We start from the raw sequence: 21,279 nt of genomic DNA, 5'->3' as shown, positions 1-21,279 counted from the left end.
CACCCAAGAGAGAGACCGTGAAATGGCCTATCAAGCCCAGGAAATTTTCTTCCGTTCCAACGCCCCCGTCACTGTCGACGAGGAAAAATGCATCGCCCACAAAGGTTGCACCGTGTGCGTCGACGTCTGCCCGATGGACCTGCTGGCGATCAACCCGGCCACCCAAAAGGCCTACATGGCCTTCGATGAATGCTGGTACTGCATGCCCTGTGAAAAGGACTGCCCGACGGGCGCTGTGAAAGTCGAAATTCCGTACCTGCTGCGCTGAAACACAAATCAATGTGGGAGCGAGCCTGCTCGCGATGAAGCCAGCACAGGCGACATCTCCATTGACTGCAAGAACGCCTTCGCGAGCAGGCTCGCTCCTACAGTGGATCGTGGTCAGTTCAAATAGTATTTAAAGCTATCCGCCACCACCGGACGCCTGATTCAAGACACCCCTCGTTTCCCACCACGCCCTGATCGTGGCGGAGACGAACATCCTATAAATGATTCGAGGGGAAATACTCATGATGTTGCGTGCAGCTTTGGCCGGTCTGGTACTGGCTTCATTCACCCTGTCGGCCTCGGCCGAAACCATCCGCATTGCCATCGGCACCCAGGACACCACTATCAACTGCGCCGCCGGCGGATTGTTGATTCGCGAACTCGGGCTGCTGGACAAATACCTGCCCCACGATGGCCCCTACAAAGACGCCCAATACGACGTGCAGTGGAAAAACTTCACCAGCGGCGCCCCCCTGACCAACGAGATGGTAGCCGGCAAACTCGACTTCGGCGCCATGGCCGATTTCCCCGGCGCGTTCAACGGAGTGGCGTTCGAAACGGCGGGCAAGCACAGCCTGTTCATCAGTGTGCTGTCGGGCAGCATCAAGGGCAGCGGCAACGGCATCGTGGTGCCAAGCGCATCGGGCGTGCAGTCCCTGGCAGAGCTGAAAGGCAAGACCATTTCCGTGCCGTTCGCTTCCACCGCTCATGGCATGTTGCTGCGGGCCGTCGCGGCCCAGGGCTGGGATCCGCTCAAGGACGTGAACATCATCGCCCAGCCGCCGGAAGTCGCCGGCTCCGCCTTGCAGGCCGGCAAGATCGATGCTCACGCTGACTTCGTGCCATTCGCCGAACTGTTCCCCAGCCGCGGTTTCGCCCGCAAGATTTATGACGGCGCCCAAGCCAACGCGCCAACCTTCCACGGTGCGCTGGTCGATCAGGCTTATGCGAAAAAGTACCCGGAAATCGTCGTCGCTTACCTGCGGGCGAGTATCGAAGCCAACCAGCTGCTGGCGGCTGAACCGGAGAAGTACAGCGAGCTGATCGCCAAAGTCACCGGGGTCGATGCCGAGGTCAATTACCTGTTCCATGGACCTCTCGGTGTGCAGACCCGCGACCTGAGCTGGAAGGCGGAATACCGTCAGGCTGTGGGCACCGCCATCGATACCCTCAAGTTGTTGAAGAAAGCCGATCGCGGTCTCGATCTCAACCACTTCATCGACGACCAATACATCCGCGCCGCGTTCAAGGCCTCGAACCAGGACTACAGCGCGCAGCTTGCGAACTACAAGCAGGCGCCGCTCAAGGCCGTCGATGCCACCAGCGGCCAAGCCATCACCGACTTCAGCCACGTGGCGGAAATCTGGGTACGCGGCGAGCCGAAAGTCCGTCAGTACGCCTCGGCGCAAGCGGCGTTTGCCGCGCTGTCAGCCCTGAAACAGGAAGGCAAAAGCATCCGCGCGGTGTACGCCCAGGCCAGCGACAGCGGGATCAAGCTGCTGGCGGATCAGGCGTGGTTTGCCACCGATGGCAAAGGGCAACTGAGCGCGTTCCTGCTCAAAGGCCAGGCCCAACAGTTCGCCACGGCGCAGGGCGGCAAGGTCTTTGACTTTACTGATGCCACTGCGCAGGCCGTGGCCGTTCGCTAACAGCCGAAACACCACAGCCCCCTGTAGGAGCGAGCCTGCTCGCGAAGGCGGTGGGTCAGTCGACATCAATGTTGAACGTGAAACCGCTATCGCGAGCAGGCTCACTCCTACAAGGTTTGGGTCGAGAGGAGGATTTGTGTACCGATCATATTCACGCTGGATCCCCAGAGCCGCATCCTTGCTGCTCTGTCTCGTATTCTGGCAACTCGCCGCCAGCCACCACTGGAACCTTGGCCTCGTGACCTTCGCCAACGTCCCGACACCCCTGGCGGTCATTGAAGCCGCCCTCGGCCTCGGCGACTCCGGAAAACTCGCGCAGCACCTAGGCAGCAGCCTCGGCCGGGTGTTCGCCGGCTACCTCGCGGCGCTGATCATCGGCGTGGCCCTGGGCCTGGCCATCGGCCGTTCGAAATGGGCCGAAGATCTGTTGCTGCCGCCCCTGGAAGTGCTGCGTCCGATCCCGGCAGTGGCATGGATTCCCCTGGCGATCCTGATGTTTCCCTCCTCGGAACTGTCGATGGTGTTCATCACCTTCACCGGCGCACTGTTCCCGATCCTGCTCAACACCGTGCACGGCGTCGAAGGCGTCGACCCGCGGCTGATCGCCTCGGCAAAAAGCCTCGGGGCAGGGCGCCGGGCAATCCTGCTGGAGGTCGTTCTTCCGGGCGCTGCGCCCAGCATCATCACCGGCCTGGCCATCGGCATGGGCACCTCGTGGTTCTGCCTGGTGACGGCGGAAATGATCTCCGGCCAATTCGGCATCGGCTATTACACCTGGGAGTCCTACACCATCCAGAACTACGCCGACATCGTGGTCGGCATGTTGCTGATCGGCGTGCTCGGGATGGGCAGCAGCCTGTTGATCAAGCGTCTGGGCGGGCTGTTCACGCCCTGGCATCGACCGCGAGGAAAAGCCTGATGAGCGTTTTTCAACACCTGGAAGGGCGTATCGACATTCGCGGGTTGTCGATCAGCCTGGGCGAGGGCGACACCGCTTTCGAAGCGGTGCAGGGCCTCGATTGCCAGATCGAACCGGGGCAGTTCGTGTGCATTCTCGGGCCGTCCGGTTGCGGCAAATCGACTTTGCTTGGCGCCCTGGCCGGGCACCTGCAACCGCGCACCGGCACGCTGAATGTCGATGGTGCAGCGGTGTCGGGTCCATCGCCACAACGGGGCATGGTGTTCCAGCAGCACACATTGTTTCCGTGGCGCACGGTACGCGACAACGTGGCGTTCGGCTTGAAAATGCAAGGCATCGGCAAGGCCGAACGGCACCGGGCCGCCGATAAAATCCTCGCCCTGGTGGGCCTCGAAGGGTTTGCCGGGCGCTGGCCCGATCAACTCTCCGGCGGCATGCAGCAGCGGGTGGAAATTGCCCGGGTGCTGGTCAATCGCCCGCGCCTGTTGCTGATGGACGAACCCTTCGGTGCCCTCGATGCCCTGACCCGATTGAACATGCAGGAACTGCTGCTGGACATCTGGACGCGCATCCGCACCACCGTGGTGTTTGTCACCCATGACATCGACGAAGCGCTGTTCCTCGCCGATCGCCTGCTGGTCATGAGCTCGCGCCCCGGGCGAATCATCGAAGACCTGCGTCTGGATTTCCCCAGGCCGCGCAGCACCGAACTGGTGACCAGCCCTGAATTCTCGCACCTCAAGCGTCATTGCCTCGAACTCCTGCGGCATGAAGACGGTCGGCAGCTGCCGCGCCTGAACCCGCTCGGACTTCCCCCCGAAAACAAACTGCCGCGATTTGCCCTATGACCTCACTATTCGATGTAACCGATAACGATGGCATTCTGGCCCTGCAACCACGCCTGACCGATGACGACCCCGGTGTACGCCGGATCGCGCTGATCGAACTGGCCGATCTCGAGGAGCCGGAAGGCCTGCAGTGGTTGATCAATCGACTGGCCGAAGACCCGATTGCAGACGTTCGCGCCGAAGCCGCGCGGTTGCTGGAAGCCTGGGAAGACGAGCCCGTGGTCGAAGCGTTGTGCCAGGCGCTGACCGATCCATCCCCGGCGGTGCAGGCGGCCGCTGCGCAAAGCCTCAGTTTGCTCAAGAGCGAAGCGGCGGGCCGGGTCATTCTGCCGTGGACCGGGCACGCCGACATCGGCGTGCGCATCGCCGCGTTCAGGGCGTTGCGCGAGTTGCGTTGCCCTGATGCCGCCTCGGCGGCTGCCGCTGCATTGGCCGATGAAAGCGCCAGTGTGCGCCGCGAAGCGGTGGGTGTGCTCGGCTGGCTCAAGCAGCTTGATGCCTTGCCGGCACTGGCGCAGTTGGCCAGCGCTGACCTGGACACCGACGTGCGGCGTGCCGCCACCGGGGCGTTGGGCCTGGCGTCTGACGCGCAAGTGCTGCCGGCCCTGCGCCAGGCCTTGCGCGACGCCGCCTGGCAAGTCCGCGAAGAAGCCGCCACCACCCTGGGCAAGGTCGGCCAATCCGACGCCGGCCCGGCCCTGATCGACGCCTTGGGCGACGATTACTGGCAAGTGCGTCTGCGCGCCACCCGCAGCCTGGGTCGATTACGTTTTGTACCGGCGCTCGATGCACTGATCGACACCCTCGGCCACCGCATCAGCAACCTGCGCAAGGAGGCCGCGTTGGCCCTCGGCGAATTGAACGACCCACGGGCCATTGCGGCACTGCAGGACGCACAAGACGACGGCGACCCGGAAGTGCGCAAGGCCGTGCGCATTGCCTTGAGCCAACTGCAATGAACCCGCTGGCGATTGGCAATTCCCGCAGCAAACAGCAGTTGCGCCTGAACTGGCCGGATGGTCGCGAGCAGGTGTTCGAACATGCTGATCTGCGCCGGCAGTGTCCGTGCTCGCAGTGCCGGGCGTTTCGGTTGCGGGGGATGGCGCCGTTGGTGGATGAGCGGGTTCAGGTGATCGAGTTGCACTCGCAAGGGTATGGCCTGCAACTGGTCTTCAGCGATGGGCATGAGCGGGGGATTTATCCGTGGGCTTATCTTGCTGGACTTACCGACTGAATCGAACTCCATTCCTCATCGGGAGTTGTCGCGGTCTGCGGCAGCTTCCCCGTGTGCGCTTCCAGTTGCTTATGTTGCGAATACAGGTTCAGTAACGGCCCGGATAAACGCATCGTCCACAGTCTTTACTCCATGCTTTTGCATGAACTCACTACCATTGGCAAAGCGATTGAAGCGTTGCTGGCTAATCATGTAAAAATAATCACAGTGGTTAATTACTTCATCAACATTATGCGAGGAAACCAGAATGGCGGTGCCCTCCCTGGCGGCGCCGTGAAGGCACTGCCAAATATAGCGGCGAAATTCAGGATCTACACCGGCAGTAGGTTCGTCGAGAATCACGAAATCCGCAGACATTGAAAGAAGAGAGAGCGTAAAGAACCAGCGTGTCTCTCCGTAGCTGCACAGCGATGATTTTTTGTTCCATATGTCTTGGTATCGGTTAACTATCGCAGGGCTCCACGCACTTAGTTTTTTTAAGGTTTTTTCTTGTGTCATGGGCTCGCTTGATGACAGTGCAGTCACCATTTTAAAAATGTCACGCATGCGCAATGGTGGGGGAGTGGAGATGATTTGAGAAAGGTATAAAAAGTGACTGAAGTCGTTTTTTATGAAGCCGGACTTAACTTTTTTAAGGTCACAGACGATATCGAAAAAAGTTGTTTTTCCAGATCCATTGGGCCCCAGAATGCCGACAATGTCGCCTTGAGCAACCTCAAGAGATGCCTGGGTTAAGAGGGGTTTGTCTGAATAGGAGAAGTCAATGCTCTGCGCCCTGAATTTTTTCATCAGTATCGGCTCCATACGGGATTGATTCTTAAGTGCTTGAACGTTCTGTGCAGTACTGAAATAAATAAAAGAATTATTGCTGTCGTGATGAGTTTGTTGGATTCAAGGCCTTGTTCCATTATCTGACTTGCAAGTGTCAGTGGGTTTGCGAGGTTCAAAGCGTCGGTAATGTGGTTTGATCTGCTGGCACTCATTACACCGAGAATCAGCATGCAGAACGAAAAAATGGAAAGCAAAGTGTTCGAGTTCTGAAAGTTGATCGGTAACAATGAAAATGCAGCCCCGAAAGTGCAAAACATGATAAAGCAGATGTAAAAGCGTAGTGCGATATTCAGTAATTCATTGAGGGCGTAATTTCCAAATGGAAATTTGGTCGTTAAATAAAAAGTTGTGCAATAAGATATCGATATTAGCGAGTAGGCAATGAAGTGCGATAAAAGAAAAATCAGTTTCGATTCCTTGGAGTAAATAAATGAACGGGTGAACCCGCTTTCCCTTCTTCCGATTATGTAAAAGGCGAATCCGAATAATGCGACACTAGAAGAAATATAAGCATAAAACCATGCTGAAATCGTAATATAATTGCTCGAAAAATAGTTGGGGTCTTGCCTGGTTGTTGCAAGAAAATAGAACATCGCACAAGGTGATATCATGATCCAGAAAAAGGCGATGGGTTCTTTTAATTGTTCTTTTATGAATATTGACGTTAGGGAGAAAGCTCTGGGTAAAATATTTTTAGTCATTGAGTGGCACTTTTTCAGGCTTGTTGTTTTTATTTTGCTTTTATTTGTGGGGGCTTGGCATTAAGTGGTGCTGCAAGGATTAGTTGATTTTACTGTTGGATGCAAGCGAGAGGATTTTGTGTTGTAGGGGGATTCCTGCATGTTTTTAAGATGCGTCCTGCATGATGTTAGGAATCTTAGTGGCTTGGTTTTGTTTTGGTGTGGATAGTTTCTAGCGTGGAACTGTGAAATTCCTTTTTGAAACTGTGTTTTAGTTTTCTGCAAGCAGAAATGATCTTGCTGTGTTGAGTAGAATATTTCTGTAGGAGTAAATGTGCGTTTTGTACTTTTTTTGTGGATTTTTATTTTCTTGAGATGCTAATTTTTTTACAAAGGCGACGAACGGTAGGCCTTGTTTTTTGATCGTCCGTTTTGTTCGAGTAAGGAGTGCTTGGTTTTACGTCTGCGGGCTATCGAGTTGCACGCCAGGGGTATGGCCTATCTGGCACAACTCACCCCTGTAGGAGCGAGCCTGCTCGCGATAGCGGACTGACATTCAATATCGATGTTGACTGTGCTGGCCTTATCGCGAGCAATCGAGCGTCGACCGGCTGCTCCTACAAGGTCCTTGCCAGAAAAAAGCCAAAAGAGTACAAATGTACTCCATGACGACTCTAACTCCCCGCCGTACCGCCATCCTGACCTTTATCCGCGATCGCATCGCCGAGCACGGTCAGCCTCCGAGTCTCGCTGAAATTAGCGAGGCGTTTGGTTTTGCCTCCCGCAGCGTGGCGCGCAAGCATGTACTGGCGCTGACCGAAGCCGGTTTCATCGAGGTCAACCCGCATCAGGCCCGGGGCATTCGCCTGCTCGGGCAGCCGCCGCGCCCCGAGTTGCTGGATATCCCGGTGCTCGGTCGGGTGGCGGCCGGTGCGCCCATCGGGGCCGATGCCGAGGTGCACAGCCGCTTGCTGCTCGATCCGTCGATCTTCTCGCGGGTGCCCGACTACATGTTGCGGGTGCGGGGTGATTCGATGATCGAGGACGGCATCCTCGACGGCGATCTGGTGGGTGTGCACCGCAGCCCCGAGGCCGTTAATGGCCAGATCGTCGTGGCGCGGCTCGACGGCGAAGTCACTATCAAGCGCTTCGAGCGGGTCGGCGATGTGGTTCGCCTGCTGCCGCGCAACCCGGCCTACCAGCCGATCATTGTCGAGGCCGACCGGGACCTGGCCATCGAAGGCGTGTTCTGTGGCCTGGTGAGGCAAGGCTGATGGGTGCCGTCGTCGCGCTGGATACGCTGTTCAATGGTGGCCAGGTCTGGAAGGGCCGGCCTGCGCCACCGGCTGCCAGCCCGCAACCCACCGGGCATGCCGCGCTGGACGCCGCATTGCCCAGCGGTGGCTGGCCGGAGGCGGCGCTGACGGAGATCCTGTTGGCCGGGCAGGGCGTGGGCGAGCTGCAACTGGTGTGGCCGACGCTGGCACGGTTGTCGGCAGCGGGCGAGCGCATCGTGCTGGTGGCGCCGCCTTATGTGCCGTATCCCCAGGCGTGGCAGAGCGCCGGGGTCGATCTGCGTCAGTTGTCGATCATCCAGGCCAGCGAGCGCGATGCGCTGTGGGCCGCGGAGCAATGCCTGCGTTCGGGTAGTTGCGGTGCGGTACTGTGTTGGCCGCACAAGGCCGATGACCGCGCCTTGCGCCGCTTGCAGGTGGCGGCGGAAACCGGCCAGACCCTGGCCTTCGCCTATCGTCCCCTGGGTGAAGCGATCAACCCTTCGCCGGCGGCCCTGCGCATTGCCATCGATGCCCGACCGGCACAACTGCGCGTGCTCAAGTGCCGCGGCGGCCTGGCCCGTTCGGCGCCGATTGCCTTCGTCGTGGGGCATTGAGGTTGCCATGCGCTGGGTCTGCATTGTTTTCCCGCAATTGGCGCTGGACGCAGTACTGCGTCAGCGCGCCGATCCCGATGAACCCCTGGCGTTGCTGACCGGCCCGGCCCAGCGCCGGGTGCTGCAGGCCGTCAACGGTTCGGCGCGGGCGCTGGGCTTGCGTCCCGGCCAGTCCATGAGCGCGGCACAGGCCTTGAGCAAAGGCTTTGTCACGGCCGAATACGACGCCAGTGAAATCGAACGCTGGCAGCAGTTTCTCGCCGCCTGGGCCTATCGCTTCAGTTCCCAGGTCAGCGTGCATTACCCCCGGGCCGTGGTGTTCGAGATCGAGTCCAGCCTCGGCCTGTTCGGCGCCTGGCCGCAATTCGAAGCGCTTTTGCGCCGTGAGCTCGGCGAGCTGGGGTTTCGGCACCGCATCGTCGCCGCGCCCAACCCGGTGGCGGCGCGGGTGCTGGCCAACGCCTATGACGGTCTGGTGGTGCCGGACGATCAAGCCTTGCAGCATCACCTTGGGCAAATGCCCGTCGACCGGATCGGCCTCGAAGCCTCGGTCGCCACGGCCTTGTCGCGCATGGGCTTGCGCACCTTGAGCCAGGTGCAGGCGTTGCCCCGGCATAGCCTGGCCCGGCGCTTTGAAGCCCAGGTGCTCAAGCATCTGGACGCGTTGCTCGGGTTACGGCGGCTGGCGCTGGCGTTTTACCTGCCGCCGGACCGCTTCGATGTGCGTATTGAACTCAATTTCGATGTGCAGTCCCATCAAGCCTTGCTGTTTCCGTTGCGCCGGTTGACGGGCGACCTGTCGGCGTTCCTCTGCGGTCGCGATAGCGGCGTACAGCGTTTCGACCTGCATCTGGAGCACGCCGGGTTGCCGGACACCGTCATCAAGGTCGGCCTGCTCAGCGCCGAGCGCGATCCGGCGATGCTCTTCGAGCTGGCCCGGGGGCGGCTGGAGCAGGTCCAGGTCGAGGCGCCGGTGCGCGGCTTTCGCCTGCGCGCCGAGGATTTGCCGACCTTCGTGCCCCAGCATCAGGAACTGTTCGACGATCGCCCGCAGCAGTCCTTGCCCTGGGAGCAACTGCGCGAACGCCTGCGTGCACGGCTGGGGGATGACGCGGTGCATGGCTTGCGCTTCCAGGCCGATCACCGCCCCGAGTGCGCGTGGCAGGCCAGTGCCGACAGCCAGCCTTGCGCGGTGCTGGCCGCCGTGAAACGGCCGGGCTGGCTGCTGGCCGAGCCGTTGGCCGTGCATCAGGGCTCGGCGCGCATCCTCATGGGGCCGGAGCGTATCGAGTCCGGCTGGTGGGACGGCGACGATGTGCGCCGTGACTATTACCTGATCGAAACCCGCGCCGGCCAACAGGGCTGGGCCTACCGGGCGGTCGGTGAGGACGGCCCGTTGTGGTTGCAGGGCTGGTTCGCATGAACATCGACTATGCCGAACTGCACTGCCTGTCGAACTTCAGCTTCCAGCGCGGTGCCTCCAGTGCCCTCGAGCTTTTCCAGCGCGCGAAAAAGCAGGGTTATCAAGCCCTGGCGATCACCGACGAATGCACCCTGGCGGGCATCGTTCGCGCCTGGCAAGCGGCGAAGTCCGTGGAGTTGCCGCTGATCATCGGCAGTGAAATACGCATCGAGAACGGTCCGAAACTGGTGCTGCTGGTGGAGAGCCTCGAGGGCTATCAGGCGCTGTGCCGATTGATCACCCGCGCCCGGCGCCGCACGCAGAAAGGCCAGTATCAGGTGCTGCGCGAAGACTTCAGCGAACCCTTGCCGGGATTGCTGGCGTTGTGGGTGCCGGACGCTGTCGATGCCTTTGAACAGGGCCACTGGCTCAAACAGGTCTTCGCCGAGCGGCTGTGGCTGGCCGTGCAGTTGCATCGCGGTCAGGACGATGCCCGGCGCCTGGGCGATCTGCTGACACTGGCCAGGGAGCTGCAGATTCCGACCGTGGCCAGTGGCGATGTGCACATGCACGCGCGCGGCCGGCGCGCCTTGCAGGACACCATGACCGCGATCCGTCATCACCTGCCGGTGGCCGATGCCGGGTTGCGCCTGCATCCCAACGGCGAACGCCATCTGCGCAGCCTCGATGTGCTGCAGGCGCTTTATCCGTCCGACTTGCTGGCCGAAACGCTGAACATCGCCCGGCGCTGCACCTTTGATCTTGGTCAGTTGCGTTACCAGTACCCCCGTGAACTGGTGCCGCAAGGGCACTCGGCCTCCTCGTGGCTACGTCATTTGACCGAGGAAGGCATCGAGTGGCGCTGGCCAAAAGGGCCGAAAAGCGAAGTGCTGGTGCAGATCGACAAGGAGCTGCAACTGATCGCGGAGCTGGGCTATGAAAGCTACTTCCTGACGGTCCACGACATCGTCCGCTTCGCCCGCCAGCAACAGATTCTCTGTCAGGGTCGTGGTTCTGCCGCTAACTCGGCAGTGTGCTTCGCCCTGGGCATCACCGAAATCGACCCGGATCGCACCACACTGCTATTCGAGCGTTTTCTGTCCAAAGAGCGTAACGAGCCGCCGGACATCGACGTCGATTTCGAGCATGAACGCCGCGAGGAAGTCTTGCAGTACGTGTTCCAGCGTTATGGCCGGGCCCGGGCCGCGTTGACGGCGGTGGTCAGCACTTACCATGCCGCCGGTGCGGTGCGCGATGTGGCCAAGGCCTTGGGCTTGCCGCCGGACCAGATCAACGCCCTGGCCGATTGTTGCGGGCACTGGAGCGATGAAACACCGCCCGTGGAGCGTCTGCGCGAGGGCGGGTTCGACCCCGAGAGCCCGGTGCTGTACCGGGTGCTGAGCCTGACGGGGCAGTTGATCGGCTTCCCCCGGCATTTGTCCCAGCACCCCGGCGGTTTCGTGATTTCCGAGCAGCCGCTGGACAGTCTGGTGCCGGTGGAAAATGCCGCCATGGCCGAGCGCACCATCATCCAGTGGGACAAGGATGACCTTGATGCGGTCGGTTTGCTCAAGGTCGATATCCTGGCGCTGGGCATGCTCAGCGCGATTCGCCGATGTTTCGATCTGCTGCGCCGGCACAGGGGGCTGGACTTGAGCCTGGCGACCATCCCGTCCGAAGATGCGGCCACCTACGAAATGATCGGTCGGGCCGACACCATCGGCGTGTTCCAGATCGAATCCCGGGCGCAGATGTCGATGCTGCCGAGGCTCAGGCCGAAGACGTTTTACGATCTGGTGATCGAGGTCGCCATCGTTCGGCCGGGGCCGATCCAGGGCGGCATGGTGCATCCGTACCTGCGGCGACGGAACAAGGAAGAACCGGAGGCGTATCCGTCGCCGGAACTGGAGGTGGTACTCAAGCGCACCCTCGGCGTGCCGCTGTTTCAGGAACAGGTGATGCAGATCGCCATCGTCGCCGCCGACTACAGCCCCGGCGAGGCCGACCAGCTACGCCGCTCCATGGCCGCGTGGAAACGCCACGGCGGACTGGAACCGCACAAGGAACGACTGGCCGCCGGCATGAAAAAAAACGGCTACACCGCTGAGTTCGCCGCGCAGATCTTCGAGCAGATCAAGGGGTTTGGCAGCTACGGTTTTCCCGAGTCCCACGCGGCCAGTTTTGCCTTGCTGACCTACGCCAGTTGCTGGTTGAAATGCCACGAGCCGGCGGCCTTCGCCTGTGCGCTGATCAACAGTTGGCCGATGGGTTTCTACAGCCCGGACCAGATTCTGCAGGACGTTCGGCGTCATCATTTGCAGGTTCGCCCGGTGGACGTGCGCGCCAGTGACTGGGATTGCAGCCTGGAGCCGATCGCCGGTGCGCAACCGGCGATTCGCTTGGGGCTGCGCATGATCAAGGGTTTTCGCGAGGACGATGCCCGACGCATCGAGGTGGCGCGCTCCAAAGGCGCGTTTGCCGACATCGCCGACCTGGGCGAACGGGCGCGACTCGATGCCCGCGCCCAGGAGCAATTGGCCGATGCCGGCGCATTGCGTGGCCTGGCCGGCGACCGGCATCGGGCACGCTGGGAAGTGGCTGGGGTACAAAAGCAGCTGGGCCTGTTCGCCGGCCTGCCGAGCCAGGAGGAGGACGCGGTGTCGTTGCCCAGACCCACCGTAGGCGAGGACCTGCAAGCCGATTACGCCAGTGTCGGCACCACCCTCGGGCCGCATCCTTTGGCCCTGTTGCGCGGTGAATTGAAGGCGCGGCGCTGCCGCAGTTCGAAAGAATTGCTGGACGTCGAGCACGGGCGACCGGTCAGCATCGCCGGGCTGGTCACCGGCCGACAACGCCCGGCCACCGCCAGCGGCGTGACCTTCGTCACCCTTGAGGACGAGTTCGGCAACGTCAACGTGGTGGTGTGGCGCGACCTGGCCGAGCGGCAGCGCCAGGTGCTGGTCGGCTCGCAGTTGCTCAAGGTCGATGGTCGTTGGGAGAAGGAGGGCGAGGTGCGGCATCTGATTGCCGGGCGGTTGAGTGATCTGAGTTCGATGCTGGATGGGATCACTGTGCGCAGCCGGGATTTTCACTAACACATGCATTCCCCCTGTAGGAGCGAGCTTGCTCGCGATGGACTTGAGAGCGCCGCGTTCATTCAGAAAGCCCGCGTTATCGTTATCCACCATCGCGAGCAGGCTCGCTCCTACAGGGTTGTGTCATTGTGTGCTACTTGGCCAGCGGCCAAAACCGCTCACCACCCCCCGGCGCTTCCGTCCAGGCCTGCAAAGAGCGCGTCGGCAAGTCGAAGTAATCCCGCGTGCGCGCATAGCCATGCCCGCCCATGCGTCCGATCGCATCCAGCCCCAACTGGTCGATGTACAGGGTTTTCGGGTCGATCAGTTCGTCCCGCACATGGGCCATCAGCACTTCACCGAAGATGATCTCCCGGGATTGGCCGATGGACAGGGCCATCATCCGCCGGCACTCCAGCGCCACCGGGGCTTCGCCGATGCGTGGGCATTTGACCGTGGTGCCGGGGATGGCGGTGAGGCCGGCGGCGGTCAACTCGTCGAAGCCGGGGGCGAAGGGCACGGCGCAGACGTTCATGGCTTCCACCAGTGCATCGCTGACGATGTTCACGGTGAATTCCTGATTGAGCTGGATATTGCGAGTGGTGTCCTTGGGGCTTTGGTCGCCGTAGTTTTCCACGCCCAGGGCGAGGATGGGCGGATCGGCCGACAGCGCATTGAAGAAACTGAACGGCGCCGCGTTGATCCGGCCTTCGCCGTCGACGGTGGTGACCAGGGCAATCGGCCGTGGCACGACACTGCCGATCAGGATCTTGTATTTGTCCCTTGGGCTCAATGTGCTGAAGTCGAAGCTTTGCATGGGCAGGAATCTCTAGAGAAGTGGATCAATCGCGCTCAGTGGCGCGTGGGCGCTGTAGTCGTCGGCGAACGGGATGGCTGGCTGGAACAGGCTTTTCCAGTCGGGTTGGGCAAAGGCCCGGTCGCTGTGGCTGCGCATCAGTTTTTCGAATTGGCGTTGGGCCTGGCGTTGCAGGGCGGGGTAGTCGACGCCCACGACCTGGCCGTCGCGCATCACGCAGCGGCCGTCGATGTAGCTGGCGATGCAGTCGTCACCGCGGCCGGCCAGAACAAGATTCTTCAGCGGATCGAACAGCGGCCCCAGGTGCATGCCGCGCAGGTTGAACACCGTGATGTCGGCTTTGCAGCCCGGTGCGAGGCGACCGATATCTTCGCGACCCAGTGCTTTGGCGCCGCCAAGGGTTGCGGCGTTATACATATCCAGTGTGCTGGTCAGTTCGTTGCCACCCTCCATCAGTCGGGCGATGTTCAATCCCTGGCGCATGTTGTCCAGCAAGTCCGCCGGCCAGGTGTCGGTGCCCAGGGCGAAGTTGATGCCTTTGGCCCGATAGCGCCCAAACGAATTCAGCGCTTCGCCGTCCCGGGCAAACACCACCGGGCAATGCACCAGGCTCGCGCCGCCATCCACCACCCGTTGCAGGTCGACATCGCCTAGGGTGTAGATGCCGTGGGGCAGCAGGCTGCGCGGGTTCAAAAGCCCAAGCTGCTGCAACCAGCCCAGTGGCGAGGTGCCGCGCAGTTGCTCGACCATCGCCACCTCGCCGAGGCCCTGGCAGCAGTGCAAGCGCATCGGTGCGTTCAGCTCCCGGTTCAGCGCGGCGGTACGCTGCAGCAGCGTCGGTGTGCAGGTCTGGATGCGATCAGGCAGCAGCGCACCGCGAATCAGGTCGTTGTGCGTACCGTCGAAATCCCGGAAAAAGCGTTCGGCGGCATCGAGCCCGGCCATGCCCCGGGCTTCGTCCCAGTGGTGTGCCAGGGTTCCATCGGCCTGCCAGTAGCTCATGCCGCTCATGTAGCAAGGGCCGAGGTAAGTGCGCAGCCCCAGTTTGGCAGCCACACCGGCCACCGCCGCAAATTCGTCGTAGGTCTCGGCCCACTCGCGGTAATACATCGAGGTGATCGGCATCGCGGTGGTGATGCCGTTGCGGATCAGTTGGGTGAAGGCGTAGCGGTATTTGAAGATTTCTTCGTCCGGGCTGTAACTCTCCCAAGGGCCTGTCGCCAGATACTGCGCCGACCACATCCGGCCCATGTCGCGCTCGTCGCCGTTGTCCAGGGTCAGCACCGTGGAATCGAGATCGCCCAAGGCATCCAGATCGATGAAGCCGGGGCCGATCAGTGCGTTACCGTAATCAACCCACTGATCTACCGGACCCGGATAACCGCGCCCGACAAACTCGATGCGTGCGCCTTCGAACACCACTTCGCCATCGCGCCACAGCACATGCTGCGTGCCGTCGAAGCCAACCACGCAACTGGCCCGCAAGCCGATGCGCTTCACAGACGGCTGTCCAGCAAGCGACCACCCGCAGCAATTAATTGACCCGCGCGATAGACCTGACGCAACGGCCGCGAAACCACCGCCTCACCCAGTGTCTGCACTGGCATCAGCAGAAAGTCCGCCGGATGGCCGATCTCCAGGCGATTGGCTTCGCAACCCAGCGCCTGGGCGCCGTTGACGGTTGCCGCTTCGAACGCCGCCGCCAGTTCTTCGTCCTTGCCAAGGTCGAAACGGAACGCCAGCAGCATCGCCCGCTCCAGCATGTCGCCGTTGCCCATGGGCGACCAGGCATCACGAATACCGTCCGAGCCCAAGCACACATTCACACCGGTTTCGCGCAGGGCCAAGAACGGCGGCACCGCACAATCGGCCGGGGCCGAGCTCATCAGCGAAATACCCAGTGTCGCGAGGCGCACGGCCACCGGTTTGACCTGGCCCCACGGCAACATGCCCAGGCAATACGCGTGGCTGATCATCACCCGGCCCTGGCGGCCGAAGCGCTCGGTGTAGTCGGCGACCAGCGCAATCTGCCACAGGCCCAGCTCACCCTTGTCGTGCAGGTGGATATCGATGCCACGGTCGAACTCGCTGGCCAGCTTGAACACGAAATCGAGTTGCGCAATCGGGTCGTTGTCGATGCCGCACGGGTCCAGTCCTCCGACGTTCTCCACGCCCAGGGCCATGGCTTCTCGCATCAGTTCGGCGGTGCCGGGGCGGCTGATCAAACCCGTCTGCGGGAACACCACCAGTTGCAGGTCGATCAGGTCGCGGTAGTTTTCACGCAGTTGCTGCATGGCCTCGACATGCCGCAGGCCGAATTCCGGGTCGATGTCGACGTGGCAACGCATGGTCAGCGAGCCACGGGCGATGCAGTTTTCCAGCAGGGCGCCGGCCCGTTGCGCAATCGGTGTGGTGACTTCACGCAGGATGCGCCGCTCGTTGGCGATGTAGTCCTTGAGGGTCGGGCCGGCGCTGTTGGGGCGCCAAGGTTGGCCCCAGAGGGTTTTGTCCAGGTGAACGTGGCTTTCCACCAGGGCGGGGGTGAGCAACTGGTTCTGGCCGTCGATGTCGGTGGACAGCAGCTCGGTGGTCGAGGCCGGGCGGCGTTGGGCGAAGCGGCCGTTTTCGATCAGCAGGTCTTCGGCGGGTGCGCCGTAGGGGCGCACGTTGTGCAGCCAGTGGGGTTGGGTCATGTAGAGCCTCAAATTCTGTGTTGTTTGGGAGGGCCTCATCGCTGGCAAGCCAGCTCCCACAGGGTTCGGGGGTGTTCACAAAATGTGTGATCCACACAAATCACTGTGGGAGCTGGCTTGCCTGCGATGGCCGCACCGCGGTTTCAAGTCGAACAATCAGCCCTTGAGCTTGGCCCAGATGCGGTCCTGCAGCTCCCGCGCCTTGTTGCTGCATTCCTTTTCCGGGCGCAGGCGCGAGGCGAATTCGTCGGGCATGTTGATGGCGTCCATCACCCGCCACTTGGCGTCGATCAGCTTGTCGCTCTGGATGCCGTTGGCGTAGGCGATGGCGTTGGACACGGCGGCGGCGTTTTCCGGTTTCATCATCCAGTCGATGAAGATCTTCGCGTTGCCGGGGTGTGGCGCGCTCTTCGGTACGGCGAAGTTGTCCTGGAACATCGCCAGGCCTTCCTTCGGATACACGTATTTGATCGTGCTCTTCTGCAAGGTGGCCCGCGCTGTAGAACCGTTCCAGTTCTGCATCATGATCACTTCACCGGAGGCCATGCGGTCGACGGTGTTGTCCGAGCTGTACATCTTCAGGAAGGGTTTCTGTTTTTGCAGCAGTTCAAGGATGCGCTTGGCGTCCTGCGGGTTTTCGCTGCACTCGTCGACATTCAGGTAGTGACTGGCGGCGTTGATCACGCTGCTGGAGGTATCGAGGGCCGCGAGCTGGCCTTGCAGTTCCTTGCGTGGCTCGAAGAACTCTTTCCACGAGTCGTCGAGCTTGCCGCCGGGAACCCGGGCGCTGTCATAGGAGAACCCGGTGGTGCCCCACAGGTACGGTGCCGAGAACTTGCGGCCCGGGTCGAAGCTCGGGTCGCGGAACGCCGGTTTGACGTACTGGAAGTTGGGCAGGGCCGAGGCGTCAATTTCCAGCAGCAGGTCCTGGTTGATCAGGGTGCGCATGATCGATTGCGACGGCACGATCACGTCATACGCCGCGCCGCCGGCCTGCAATTTGGCCAGCAGGGTTTCGTTGCTGTCGTAGCCGTCCATGGTGACCTTGATGCCGGTCTCCTTTTCGAACTTGGCCAACAGCTCGACCGGGTAGTAGTCGGTCCAGTTGTAGAAGAACAGTTCCTTGGGCTCGGCAGCCTGGGCGCCGAACGCAGTGAGCGCGGTGAAGCAACTCAGGGCCAGGCCGGCAACGGCGAAACGGATGCTTTTCACTTTCTTGCTCATATAGAAGTCTCCAGGCTTATTGTTGTTTGCCGCGCTGTCCCAGCCAGAAGGCCAGCACCACCAGCACGATGGAAATCACCAGCATCAGCGTTGAAATCGCGTTGATCTCCGGCGTCACGCCGGCCTTGATCGCCGAGAAGATGTACACCGGCAAGGTCGTCGAGCCCGGTCCGGCAACGAAGAAGGTCATGATGAAATCGTCGAGGCTGACCACGAACGCCAGCACCGAACCGGACAGCACTGCCGGCCACAGCAGCGGCAAGGTCACCCGGCGAAACACCTGCCACGGGTTGGCGTACAGATCGTTCGCCGCTTCCAGCAGGCTCTTGTCCAGGTCGTTGAGCCGCGCGCGGATCGGCAGGTAGGCGAAGGGAATGCAGAAGCCGATGTGCGCGACGATCACCGTCAGCAGACCGAGCTTGATCCCCAGCGCCATGAACAGCAGCAGGGTGGCCACGGCGGTGACGATCTCCGGCAGGATCAGCGGCAGGTTGATCCCGCCCTCGACCATTTTCTGCCCGTAGAACGGCCGGTAGGTCGCCAGCGCCGCGAGCAGGGCAATCGCCGTGGCGCACACCGTGGCGATGCTGGCGACGATGATCGAGTTCAGCGCCGCGGTCTGGATCGACGGGTTGGCCAGGATTCGCCCGTACCAGGCGAACGAGAACTCGGTCCACACCGTCGCCGAGCGGTTGGCGTTGAAGCTGTAGGCGATCAGCACGAATATCGGCAGGTACAGATAGGCCAGCATCAACAGGCTGACTTCGCGGGTCAGGGGCAGTTTCTTCAGGTGCAGGGCGATCATGCTTGGGCTCCTGGGCGTTGGGTCTTGGCGGCATTGCGGCTATAGAGGGCGTAGAGCACCAGGGATACCAACATGATCCCCAGCAACAGGAACGACAGCGAACTGCCCAGCGGCCAGTTGCGCGCGGTGCCGAATTGCTGCTGGATCAGGTTGCCGATCATCAGCGTCTTGCCGCCGCCGAGGATCGCCGGGGTAATGAAGGCGCCCAGGCTTGGCACGAACACCAGCAAGGCACCTGCTATCACCCCCGGCATCGACAGCGGCAGGATGATCCGCCGTAGCGCGTGCCAGCGGTTGGCGCCCAGGTCGTAGGCGGCTTCCACCAGGCGCCAGTCGAGTTTTTCCAGGGTCGAGTAGATCGGCAGGATCATGAACGGCAGGAAGCTGTAGACCAGCCCGACGCTGACCGCGAAGTCGTTGTAGAGCAGGGTGATGCCACCGGCTTGCGGGAACAGCGCGTTGAGGCTCTGGGCGACCCAGCCGTGTTCGCGCAGGATGATCAGCCACGCGTAGTTGCGGATCAGCAGGTTGGTCCAGAACGGGATGGTGATCAGCAACACCATCAGGTTGCGTCGCCGGGGTGTCAGGCTCGACATCCACAACGCCACCGGAAAACCGAACAGGAAACACAGGACCGTGGTGCCGCCGGCCTGGAACACCGAACGCAGCAACGCCTGGGCGTAGACCCAGTTCAGTTCCAGTTCGCCGTCGAAACCTTCCTGGAAAAACAGTTGCACGTAGCTTTGCAATTGCCAGTCGGCCTGCCAGTCGACGCCGCCATAGACGTTGCGTGGCAGCAGGCTGATGTAGCCCATGATGCCCAGCGGAATGGCGATCAGGGCCAGCAGGGTCAGAACCACCGGGCTGAGCAACAGCGCGCGGTTGAGGGCCGGGGAAGTGCTGCTGACGCTCATCTCAGGCCTCCATCAACAGGCAGGCGTGGGGCGGCAGGTTGACCGCGACGCGATCGCCCACCACTCGCCCATGGTTCAGGCCTTCGTTGTTCTCGCGCAGCATGACCTTGATGTCGTTGTTCAGGCGGCATTGATAGAGCGTGGCCGTGCCGACATACAGCACGGCTTCGATCACGCCGCGCAGGTGATGGGGCTGGGTCGGCTCGACCAGTTGCGAACGCTCGGGGCGGAACGCCAGTTGCACCTTGCTGCCGTCAAAGCCCTGGGCCGGGCAGGGGATTTCCACGGGCATGCCGTTGGGCACGAAGAGCTTTTCGTTCTGCTGGCCACGTTTGATATGGCCGGGAAGAAAGTTGATGTCACCGATGAATTGCGCGACGAACTGGTGTTGCGGACGCTCATAGATTTCATTGGGCGTGCCGATTTGCAGGATCTTGCCGGCGGACATCACGGCGATGCGATCGGACAGGGTCAGGGCTTCTTCCTGATCGTGGGTGACGAAAATGAAGGTGATCCCGGCTTCTTTCTGCACGCGCTTGAGTTCGACCTGCATTTCCTTGCGCAGCTTGAGGTCCAGGGCCGACAGCGGTTCATCCAGCAACAGCACTTTGGGTTTCGGCGCCAGGGCCCGGGCCAGAGCCACCCGTTGCTGTTGGCCGCCGGACAGTTCGGCCGGTTTGCGCCTGGCCAGGTGCTGCATTTGCACCAGCGCCAGCATCTCGTCGACGCGCTGCGGGATCAGTTTGCGATCAAGGCCCTGCATCTCGAGGCCGAAGGCGATATTCTGCGCAACACTCATGTGCGGAAACAGCGCGTAACTCTGGAACACCGTGTTGACCCGACGCTTGAACGGCGGCAAATCGTTGACCGGTTCGCCCGCAAGGAGGATCTCACCGTCGCTGACGTGCTCGAAGCCGGCAATGGTGCGCAGCAGAGTGGTTTTGCCGCAGCCGGAGGGGCCGAGCAGGGTGAAGAATTCGTTGTCGGCGATGTCCACCGAGACGTTGTCCAAGGCTGGTGCCAGTCCCGGATCGTCGGAATATCGCTTTGAGACGTTTCGCACTTCGATTGCTGTTGGATGACCCATTATGGTGCATTCCTCTAATTATTGTATGCAAAATATGGATGCAATTTAGAAATACCCGGATTAATCTGCCCGTGCAAGCCCCTTTTTCAATGGCTGTTCATTCGCCGGGGTCGGTTGCACAGGGCGCAAGGAGTTGATGAATGACGGAAAAGAAACTGGAAACCACGGTCGACCGCGTCTACCAAGGGGTTTACGAGGCGATCAGCAAGCGTTCGCTGCGTCCCGGGATGAAGCTCGGCGAAGCCTCTTTGGCCGAGCTGTTCAATGTCAGCCGCACGTCTGTCCGGGCCGCGCTCAAGCAATTGGAAGCCGACGGGCTGGTTACCACCGAGCCCAATAAAGGTGCGTCGGTGTCGCTGCCCAGTGACGAAGAGATCCGTTCCCTGTTCGAAACCCGGCGCCTGGTCGAGATCGGCATCGTCAGCGAACTGTGCCGTCGGCGTGATACGGCGGTGACCCAGGACCTGCGCGATCACTTGCTGCTCGAGGATGAAGCGCATCAGAGCGGTGATCACGAGAGGCTGATTCACCTGCTCGGCGAGTTCCACATCAAACTGGCCCGCAGCCTGAACAACCCGGTGCTGCTGGACTGGTTCCAGAAGCTGATTTCCCGGGCGTCGCTGTATGCCGCCGCACTGGATGACGACAGCCATGAGGTCTGCCGCGACGACGAACACCTGCGGCTGATCGAGTACATCGAAGCGGGCAACCAGAGCGCGGCGATCGAGCTGACCTGCATGCATTTGAATGGGATCGAGAAGGCCATTCTCGACGTCGCGGCCACGCTGAAAAGCAGTTACAACCCGCTGAAGCACTTGATTGAGGTGTAGTGCACGGTCTTTCCGTTACTGAGGACCAAATTGTGGGAGCGAGCCTGCTCGCGAAAGCGGTGGCACAGTCAACATCGATGTCTTCTGACACACCGCCTTCGCGAGCAGGCTCGC

At 61.3% G+C, this 21,279-nt stretch carries 20 protein-coding genes; 12 read left to right on the top strand and 8 right to left on the bottom strand.

Annotation, left to right across the window (positions count from 1 at the left end):
• Nucleotides 1-22: 22 nt before the first annotated feature.
• The 6 genes from AC3IX1_RS15880 (at nt 23) to AC3IX1_RS15855 (ending at nt 4,917) form a co-directional block, all read left to right on the top strand.
• Nucleotides 23-268, top strand: a complete 246-nt coding sequence (locus AC3IX1_RS15880; protein WP_489384885.1) for a 4Fe-4S dicluster domain-containing protein — start codon at nt 23-25, stop codon at nt 266-268.
• 241 nt (nt 269-509) lie between these two features.
• The gene (locus AC3IX1_RS15875; protein ID WP_489384884.1) at nt 510-1,916 is read left to right on the top strand and encodes an ABC transporter substrate-binding protein; all 1,407 of its coding nucleotides are present in this window, start codon (nt 510-512) and stop codon (nt 1,914-1,916) included.
• Between the two features lie 136 nt (nt 1,917-2,052).
• Complete coding sequence (locus AC3IX1_RS15870) at nt 2,053-2,835, top strand: ABC transporter permease (RefSeq protein WP_477810797.1); 783 nt, start codon at nt 2,053-2,055, stop codon at nt 2,833-2,835.
• Entirely contained in the window at nt 2,835-3,683 is an 849-nt protein-coding gene (locus AC3IX1_RS15865; protein ID WP_489384883.1) for an ABC transporter ATP-binding protein, read from the top strand. The genes AC3IX1_RS15870 and AC3IX1_RS15865 overlap by 1 nt, the downstream gene beginning before the upstream one ends.
• Nucleotides 3,680-4,642: a HEAT repeat domain-containing protein gene (locus AC3IX1_RS15860; RefSeq protein WP_489384882.1), complete on the top strand. Its 963-nt coding sequence runs from the start codon at nt 3,680-3,682 to the stop codon at nt 4,640-4,642. Before AC3IX1_RS15865 ends, AC3IX1_RS15860 begins: the two co-directional genes overlap by 4 nt.
• Nucleotides 4,639-4,917, top strand: a complete 279-nt coding sequence (locus AC3IX1_RS15855) for a DUF971 domain-containing protein (protein WP_489325171.1) — start codon at nt 4,639-4,641, stop codon at nt 4,915-4,917. Before AC3IX1_RS15860 ends, AC3IX1_RS15855 begins: the two co-directional genes overlap by 4 nt.
• A 69-nt stretch (nt 4,918-4,986) precedes the next feature.
• Here the strand turns inward: AC3IX1_RS15855 and AC3IX1_RS15850 are convergent, their stop codons facing one another.
• Complete coding sequence (locus AC3IX1_RS15850; protein ID WP_489384881.1) at nt 4,987-5,706, bottom strand: AAA family ATPase; 720 nt, start codon at nt 5,704-5,706, stop codon at nt 4,987-4,989.
• A gap of 651 nt (nt 5,707-6,357) precedes the next feature.
• Here AC3IX1_RS15850 and AC3IX1_RS15845 point away from each other — a divergent pair.
• From AC3IX1_RS15845 to AC3IX1_RS15825, 5 genes are all read left to right on the top strand, one after another.
• Nucleotides 6,358-6,513: a hypothetical protein gene (locus tag AC3IX1_RS15845; protein ID WP_489384880.1), complete on the top strand. Its 156-nt coding sequence runs from the start codon at nt 6,358-6,360 to the stop codon at nt 6,511-6,513.
• Between the two features lie 571 nt (nt 6,514-7,084).
• The gene (lexA, locus tag AC3IX1_RS15840) at nt 7,085-7,702 is read left to right on the top strand and encodes a transcriptional repressor LexA (RefSeq protein WP_347906995.1); all 618 of its coding nucleotides are present in this window, start codon (nt 7,085-7,087) and stop codon (nt 7,700-7,702) included.
• Nucleotides 7,702-8,319 (top strand): translesion DNA synthesis-associated protein ImuA, encoded by a 618-nt coding sequence (gene imuA / locus AC3IX1_RS15835; protein WP_489384879.1) that lies wholly within the window; start codon nt 7,702-7,704, stop codon nt 8,317-8,319. Before lexA ends, imuA begins: the two co-directional genes overlap by 1 nt.
• 7 nt (nt 8,320-8,326) lie before the next feature.
• The gene (locus AC3IX1_RS15830; RefSeq protein WP_489384878.1) at nt 8,327-9,742 is read left to right on the top strand and encodes a Y-family DNA polymerase; all 1,416 of its coding nucleotides are present in this window, start codon (nt 8,327-8,329) and stop codon (nt 9,740-9,742) included.
• A complete protein-coding gene (locus tag AC3IX1_RS15825; protein WP_489384877.1) occupies nt 9,718-12,816 on the top strand; it encodes an error-prone DNA polymerase in 3,099 nt (1,032 codons plus the stop codon). The genes AC3IX1_RS15830 and AC3IX1_RS15825 overlap by 25 nt, the downstream gene beginning before the upstream one ends.
• Nucleotides 12,817-12,949: 133 nt before the next feature.
• Here the strand turns inward: AC3IX1_RS15825 and AC3IX1_RS15820 are convergent, their stop codons facing one another.
• The 7 genes from AC3IX1_RS15820 to AC3IX1_RS15790 form a co-directional block, all read right to left on the bottom strand.
• Entirely contained in the window at nt 12,950-13,612 is a 663-nt protein-coding gene (locus AC3IX1_RS15820) for a flavin reductase family protein (RefSeq protein ID WP_489384876.1), read from the bottom strand.
• A gap of 12 nt (nt 13,613-13,624) precedes the next feature.
• Nucleotides 13,625-15,112, bottom strand: coding sequence for an amidohydrolase family protein (locus AC3IX1_RS15815; RefSeq protein WP_489384875.1), 1,488 nt, complete (start codon nt 15,110-15,112; stop codon nt 13,625-13,627).
• Nucleotides 15,109-16,305, bottom strand: a complete 1,197-nt coding sequence (locus tag AC3IX1_RS15810; protein WP_489384874.1) for an amidohydrolase family protein — start codon at nt 16,303-16,305, stop codon at nt 15,109-15,111. Before AC3IX1_RS15810 ends, AC3IX1_RS15815 begins: the two co-directional genes overlap by 4 nt.
• A gap of 156 nt (nt 16,306-16,461) precedes the next feature.
• Nucleotides 16,462-17,529: an extracellular solute-binding protein gene (locus tag AC3IX1_RS15805; RefSeq protein ID WP_489384873.1), complete on the bottom strand. Its 1,068-nt coding sequence runs from the start codon at nt 17,527-17,529 to the stop codon at nt 16,462-16,464.
• 16 nt (nt 17,530-17,545) lie between these two features.
• Nucleotides 17,546-18,334, bottom strand: coding sequence for an ABC transporter permease (locus AC3IX1_RS15800; RefSeq protein ID WP_007995935.1), 789 nt, complete (start codon nt 18,332-18,334; stop codon nt 17,546-17,548).
• Nucleotides 18,331-19,248, bottom strand: coding sequence for an ABC transporter permease (locus tag AC3IX1_RS15795; RefSeq protein ID WP_150755747.1), 918 nt, complete (start codon nt 19,246-19,248; stop codon nt 18,331-18,333). Before AC3IX1_RS15795 ends, AC3IX1_RS15800 begins: the two co-directional genes overlap by 4 nt.
• A 1-nt stretch (nt 19,249) precedes the next feature.
• Entirely contained in the window at nt 19,250-20,335 is a 1,086-nt protein-coding gene (locus AC3IX1_RS15790; protein ID WP_489384872.1) for an ABC transporter ATP-binding protein, read from the bottom strand.
• 140 nt (nt 20,336-20,475) lie between these two features.
• On the opposite strand from AC3IX1_RS15790, the gene AC3IX1_RS15785 reads away from it, so the two are divergent.
• On the top strand, nt 20,476-21,165 hold the full coding sequence (locus tag AC3IX1_RS15785) for a GntR family transcriptional regulator (RefSeq protein WP_046038514.1): 690 nt from the start codon (nt 20,476-20,478) through the stop codon (nt 21,163-21,165).
• The last annotated feature ends 114 nt before the right edge of the window (nt 21,166-21,279 follow it).

Source organism: Pseudomonas sp. KH_046_2, assembly GCF_057838985.1.
This window is presented reverse-complemented; position numbering and strand designations above follow the sequence as displayed.

Excerpts from the sequence above, each read along its gene's own strand:
- AC3IX1_RS15850 (WP_489384881.1), bottom strand. The coding sequence starts at position 5,706 with ATGAAAAAATTCAGGGCGCAGAGCATTGACTTCTCCTATTCAGACAAA.
- AC3IX1_RS15865 (WP_489384883.1), top strand. The coding sequence starts at position 2,835 with ATGAGCGTTTTTCAACACCTGGAAGGGCGTATCGACATTCGCGGGTTG.
- AC3IX1_RS15830 (WP_489384878.1), top strand. The coding sequence starts at position 8,327 with ATGCGCTGGGTCTGCATTGTTTTCCCGCAATTGGCGCTGGACGCAGTA.
- AC3IX1_RS15810 (WP_489384874.1), bottom strand. The coding sequence starts at position 16,305 with ATGACCCAACCCCACTGGCTGCACAACGTGCGCCCCTACGGCGCACCC.
- imuA (WP_489384879.1), top strand. The coding sequence starts at position 7,702 with ATGGGTGCCGTCGTCGCGCTGGATACGCTGTTCAATGGTGGCCAGGTC.
- AC3IX1_RS15855 (WP_489325171.1), top strand. The coding sequence starts at position 4,639 with ATGAACCCGCTGGCGATTGGCAATTCCCGCAGCAAACAGCAGTTGCGC.
- AC3IX1_RS15845 (WP_489384880.1), top strand. The coding sequence starts at position 6,358 with ATGATCCAGAAAAAGGCGATGGGTTCTTTTAATTGTTCTTTTATGAAT.
- AC3IX1_RS15790 (WP_489384872.1), bottom strand. The coding sequence starts at position 20,335 with ATGGGTCATCCAACAGCAATCGAAGTGCGAAACGTCTCAAAGCGATAT.
- AC3IX1_RS15800 (WP_007995935.1), bottom strand. The coding sequence starts at position 18,334 with ATGATCGCCCTGCACCTGAAGAAACTGCCCCTGACCCGCGAAGTCAGC.
- AC3IX1_RS15785 (WP_046038514.1), top strand. The coding sequence starts at position 20,476 with ATGACGGAAAAGAAACTGGAAACCACGGTCGACCGCGTCTACCAAGGG.
- AC3IX1_RS15860 (WP_489384882.1), top strand. The coding sequence starts at position 3,680 with ATGACCTCACTATTCGATGTAACCGATAACGATGGCATTCTGGCCCTG.
- lexA (WP_347906995.1), top strand. The coding sequence starts at position 7,085 with ATGTACTCCATGACGACTCTAACTCCCCGCCGTACCGCCATCCTGACC.
- AC3IX1_RS15875 (WP_489384884.1), top strand. The coding sequence starts at position 510 with ATGATGTTGCGTGCAGCTTTGGCCGGTCTGGTACTGGCTTCATTCACC.
- AC3IX1_RS15880 (WP_489384885.1), top strand. The coding sequence starts at position 23 with ATGGCCTATCAAGCCCAGGAAATTTTCTTCCGTTCCAACGCCCCCGTC.
- AC3IX1_RS15805 (WP_489384873.1), bottom strand. The coding sequence starts at position 17,529 with ATGAGCAAGAAAGTGAAAAGCATCCGTTTCGCCGTTGCCGGCCTGGCC.
- AC3IX1_RS15795 (WP_150755747.1), bottom strand. The coding sequence starts at position 19,248 with ATGAGCGTCAGCAGCACTTCCCCGGCCCTCAACCGCGCGCTGTTGCTC.
- AC3IX1_RS15820 (WP_489384876.1), bottom strand. The coding sequence starts at position 13,612 with ATGCAAAGCTTCGACTTCAGCACATTGAGCCCAAGGGACAAATACAAG.